This window comes from Terriglobia bacterium (assembly GCA_036496425.1).
Classification (GTDB): domain Bacteria; phylum Acidobacteriota; class Terriglobia; order 20CM-2-55-15; family 20CM-2-55-15; genus 20CM-2-55-15.
Genome location: DASXLG010000008.1, coordinates 1 through 4,424 on the forward strand (window position 1 = coordinate 1; position 4,424 = coordinate 4,424).

At 59.4% G+C, this 4,424-nt stretch carries 4 protein-coding genes; 2 read left to right on the forward strand and 2 right to left on the reverse strand.

Annotation, left to right across the window (positions count from 1 at the left end; all coding sequences use genetic code 11):
• The first annotated feature begins 150 nt into the window (after nucleotides 1-150).
• Nucleotides 151-2,079: a PQQ-binding-like beta-propeller repeat protein gene (locus VGK48_00355; GenBank protein HEY2379603.1), complete on the forward strand. Its 1,929-nt coding sequence runs from the start codon at nucleotides 151-153 to the stop codon at nucleotides 2,077-2,079.
• On the opposite strand, the gene VGK48_00360 is transcribed toward VGK48_00355, so the two are convergent.
• A complete protein-coding gene (locus tag VGK48_00360; protein ID HEY2379604.1) occupies nucleotides 2,076-2,927 on the reverse strand; it encodes a hypothetical protein in 852 nt (283 codons plus the stop codon). The genes VGK48_00355 and VGK48_00360 overlap by 4 nt on opposite strands.
• On the reverse strand, nucleotides 2,927-3,427 hold the full coding sequence (locus VGK48_00365) for a hypothetical protein (protein ID HEY2379605.1): 501 nt from the start codon (nucleotides 3,425-3,427) through the stop codon (nucleotides 2,927-2,929). The genes VGK48_00360 and VGK48_00365 overlap by 1 nt, the downstream gene beginning before the upstream one ends.
• A gap of 133 nt (nucleotides 3,428-3,560) precedes the next feature.
• Between VGK48_00365 and VGK48_00370 the strand changes: the two genes are divergently transcribed.
• The coding region (locus tag VGK48_00370) for a c-type cytochrome (protein HEY2379606.1) at nucleotides 3,561-4,424 on the forward strand (864 nt) is incomplete at its 3' end.

Genomic DNA, 4,424 nt, shown 5'->3' on the forward strand with positions numbered 1-4,424 from the left:
CAATCGGACGAACATTGGTCAGTCACATGGAAGCACTATTGACTATGTTCCAGCGGCAAATTTGGGGTTTCATTGACATCGGCCCGAAACCGGTATAGCATCGGCGTCGTGTCAGATAAGCACGCAAGCATCAGGATGCGATATTCGGTCATGAGGACTCTCTATGCAGCGTTGATCGCAAGTGTGCTGCTGGCCGGCTCCTTGACGCCAATTGCCACTGCGCAGACTGGCGGACAACCACTGCCTGTCCGACTGTCGGAAGGCGCCGGATCCACGATATTCGGCAATTTCTGTGAGAACTGTCATGGGAACCCCAAAGTCGATAGCGCACCAGCTCCATCTGTCCTCAAGCAGATGACGCCGGAACGAATCTATCTAACCCTCACCCAAGGCGACATGGCGAAGATCGCGCAGGGCTTGACCGATCAGCAGAAGCGGGACATTGCGGAGTGGGTGGGCGGTCGAAAGTTGGGTGCGGCGGAGAGCGGCGACGCAAAGAAAATGAGCAACGTTTGCGCCAGCAACCCGCCGATTCGGGACCTGAACTCGAAACCTTCCTGGAATGGATGGAGCGCGGATCTGTCCAACACCCGGTTCCAACCGGCGAAAGCGGCTGATCTATCGGTAGCGCAAATCTCCAGGCTACGTTTGAAATGGGCTTTCGGTCTGCCCGCCGCAGCCTCTGTTTATGGGCAGCCGACGATAGTGGATGGCAGAGTTTTCGTCAGTTCTGATGCCGGATTCGTTTACGCTCTGGACGCGGAAAGCGGCTGCGTGCACTGGTCGTTTCAGGCGCAAACCGGAGTGCGTAGTGCGATCACGATTGGGAAGATGAAGCCAAGTGGGGGAAGTGGAGCGGAACGCTATGCGGCGTTTTTCGGCGACATCCACGGAAACATCTATTCCGTCGATGCGGCGAACGGCGAATTGTTGTGGAAGCACTTGATCGACCCGCATCCGCTTTCCCGAATCACGGGCGGCACGCGTCTTTACAACGGCCGTTTGTACGTTCCGGTAGCCTCACTCGAAGAGCCCGAATCATCGAGTCCGAACCATCCATGTTGCACGTTCCGCGGAATGGTCGCCGCTCTCAACGCGGACAACGGTGAACAGGTTTGGAAGACGTACACGATCCCGGAAAAAGCCATCGCAAGGAAAACACCGGATGGGAAGAGCTTCCTCGGACCTTCAGGGGCGGGCGTGTGGAGTCCGGTAACCATCGATCCCAAACGGCATGCCATCTATTTCGTCACCGGCAATACATTTTCCGACCCGGACGTCGGAAGATCGGACGCAATCATGGCGCTGGATCTGGATACTGGCAAGATTTTATGGATTCAGCAGGACGAAGCTAAGGACGTCTGGCATACCGGTTGCCCACAGGGGCAAGAGCCTCCAGGTTTCCCACCGAAGACTTTTCGTGCCGGTAGCGCCGGCGCCCCAAGCCCCAGGCGGCCACCGATGCCGGCTACCTATTACTGTCCGGATCCAGAAGGTCCGGATTGGGACTTCTCCGCAGGCGCCATTCTGCTCGATCTGCCGAACGGCCGGAGCCTGCTGGTCGCCGGCCAGAAATCCGGATTGGTCTGGGCACACGATCCCGACAAGAACGGCACCCTGGTTTGGAGATCGGACATATCCCGCGGCCAAATCGTATTTGGCGGAGCAGCGGACGGCGAGAAGGCGTACTTTGCTATGCGCGGAGGCGCCGGAACGATCGCGGGATTGGCCGCGGTGCAGTTGTCCGATGGTGTCGAGAAGTGGTTTACACCGATACCGCCCCAGGAGTCAATGAGCACACATGCCGGCATTACAGCGGGTGTCACGGTCATACCCGGAGCCGTCTTCACGGCCGGCCTGGACGGCATGCTTCGTGCCTTTGCCACATTGGACGGCAGACCACTCTGGCAATACGATACGACTCAGGAAGTCCAAACCGTGAATGGAGTAAAGGCGCGAGGTGGTTCCATCGGCTCGGCAGGGACAACGATCGTGAACGGCATGGTCTACGTCACCTCGGGCTACACCGGATTTCAAGGCGGATCGCCGGGGAACATGTTGCTCGCATTCGCGCCTTAGGGCGGTGAAGGAATCGCTGTTTCGCCGAGCGGGCCCCGATCGAGTCCTTTGCTATCGATGAGATGAAGCGACACGCGAGCGGTCTCCGCAGGGGCCTGAACCGTTTGTTGGAGAGTAACGATCTCGAGCGGGGCCACGTCTTGAACCTTGGCCGCTCCGAGCCGCGCCCCTTGCCGGTCGTAGAAACGCGCCTCGAGTTGGCCCGCCAGGAAGACTCCGAACTCTCCGGCAAGAGCCAGACCGGTGGGGCTGCCGACCGCAGTCAGCGGTCGTCCGATCGTGCCCGCATACGTCACGTTCACCAATTCACTGCCCATGCGCGCCGGCAGCCATTGCGTATCCATCGCATACGATTCGCCCGGATCGAGGCGGATCAGCGGACTGTTCACTTCCGCTTCCATATAGTGGATCGCCGCGTGCGCAGGGTCAGGTAGACGCGCGGGATCGGCCGGCGGCTGTGGACCACGGCGTCCCGTTCCGGTCGTATAGACGATCACGGTGGCTTTACCCGGATACTCGGCGCCACGCACATAGCGGAAGCGCTCTACCATGGCGAATCGGGTGGAGCCGTCCACCACCGCGAGCCATTCGCCCGGGCTGTCGATCCACACCTCTCCGCCCGCCTGGCTCGAATGCACCGCGAAAAGGCCGTCGCGAATGGAATAGCCGGCGCTCGACGCCATTCCGGTGCGCACGTGATAGGAGTTCAGGTACGCGCTTTGCGAATTCACCGGCGTGAAGGCCCAGAAATCCGGATTCGGCTGAGCCGGATTCGAAGCGTCGGCAGTGTTGTATTGCGATACGGACTGCTCGGACCATTCCTGCGGATAGCCGCTCGTGTTCTTCATCACCGCATGAAAAGAAATCGCCGGCGACCCGGCTCCGATGCTGATATCGCGCATGTACTGTTGACAATGAACGGATCGGACGGCCCCGTAAGCCGCACCGAGCACGTCTCGCCTTTTGATAAAACTTGTGCGGTAAACACACCCGAATCCAACGCCGCACCTTCCGCTCCCGGCCAATGCTGTTCGTCGCCGGAGCCCTCGGGCATGGGCCAGATCTTGTCGCCGCCATAATTGAACCAGCGCTTTTGCGCGGCGGATACTTCGGGCGAAAAAGATTGACCCTTGAGCTGCTGATTCACAAACAGGTAGTCGTGATCGCCAAAGGTCACTTGCATCAGGCATCCGCCAAGCTGCGGAACGATCGTCAGTTTCACCCAGGCATTGGCCAAGCGGATGGCTTTCCAGCCCAGGTAGTCGATATTATCCACCTGGCATGCTTCCGGAGCGGCCAGAGCCGGAAGAGCGAATGCCAGGAGTGAGACTAGATTACGAAGTCGCAAAGGCGTTGGAACCCCTGATGATACCGCCGAACCGGCCGATTCGAGGACGATTCGGAATGACGTGGAGATTACGATTTAGCAATTGAGCGTTCAGAAGAGTTTCCCGGTATAAACTCCTAGGTGACCGTCCGCGATGCTGGGCATTCCTACTTTTACAATCTGCGCTGCCCTGCTGATGCAGGTTGATGGCAGAACGGATTATCTGGCGCGCTGCGTGGGTTGCCACGGCGCCGACGGAACGGGTGGCGGCCACGGGCCGGCGATTGTGGATGTCCCACGGCCTCGCGCGATTTCGAAAGCTGCTGTACTCGAGCTCATCCGCAACGGCATTCTGGATCGCGGCATGCCGGCCTTCCAAATCTCCGACGAAGAAGCGAGCGCCATCGCCGATTACGTCATGTTTTTAAAAAGCCCGCCGAAGACGCCCGCACTTGTCGCGTCTTCAGGGAATGCCGCCGCCGGTGAACGGTTCTTCCATAAGAACAGTTGCGGCGGTTGCCACATGCTGCGAGGCAGTGGCGGTGTGCTCGGGCCGGACCTTTCGAATGTGGGCCGCGAACGGACGCTCGCGCAAATCGAACAGGCGCTGCGCGATCCTGGCGCTACCGGGCAATCCAGCGGCCGCGGAAGAAGACGTGGCGGGCCCTCTTACCCCGCAGTCACCGTACACCTTCGCGATGGCCGCACCATCCAAGGCATTGCGAAGAACGAGAGCAACTTCGATTTGCAATTGCTTGGCGCGGACGAAAAGCTGTATCTGCTGTCCAAGGACCAAATCTCAGAGATCCTTCACGACAAGTCGCTGATGCCGAAAGTAGAAGCGACATCGGATGAGATACGCGATTTGATCGCTTATCTGAATGCCGCCACAGCGGCAGGCGCTTCTAAATTAGGCGCGGGCGTTTCGTTCGCGGAGGTTGCGCATCCGAAGCGCGGCACTTGGCCGACATACGACGGAAACCAGAGCGGCAATCGCTTCAGCCCGCTCGACCAGATC

Excerpts from the sequence above, each read along its gene's own strand:
- VGK48_00360 (HEY2379604.1), bottom strand. The coding sequence starts at position 2,927 with ATGAAGAACACGAGCGGCTATCCGCAGGAATGGTCCGAGCAGTCCGTA.
- VGK48_00355 (HEY2379603.1), top strand. The coding sequence starts at position 151 with ATGAGGACTCTCTATGCAGCGTTGATCGCAAGTGTGCTGCTGGCCGGC.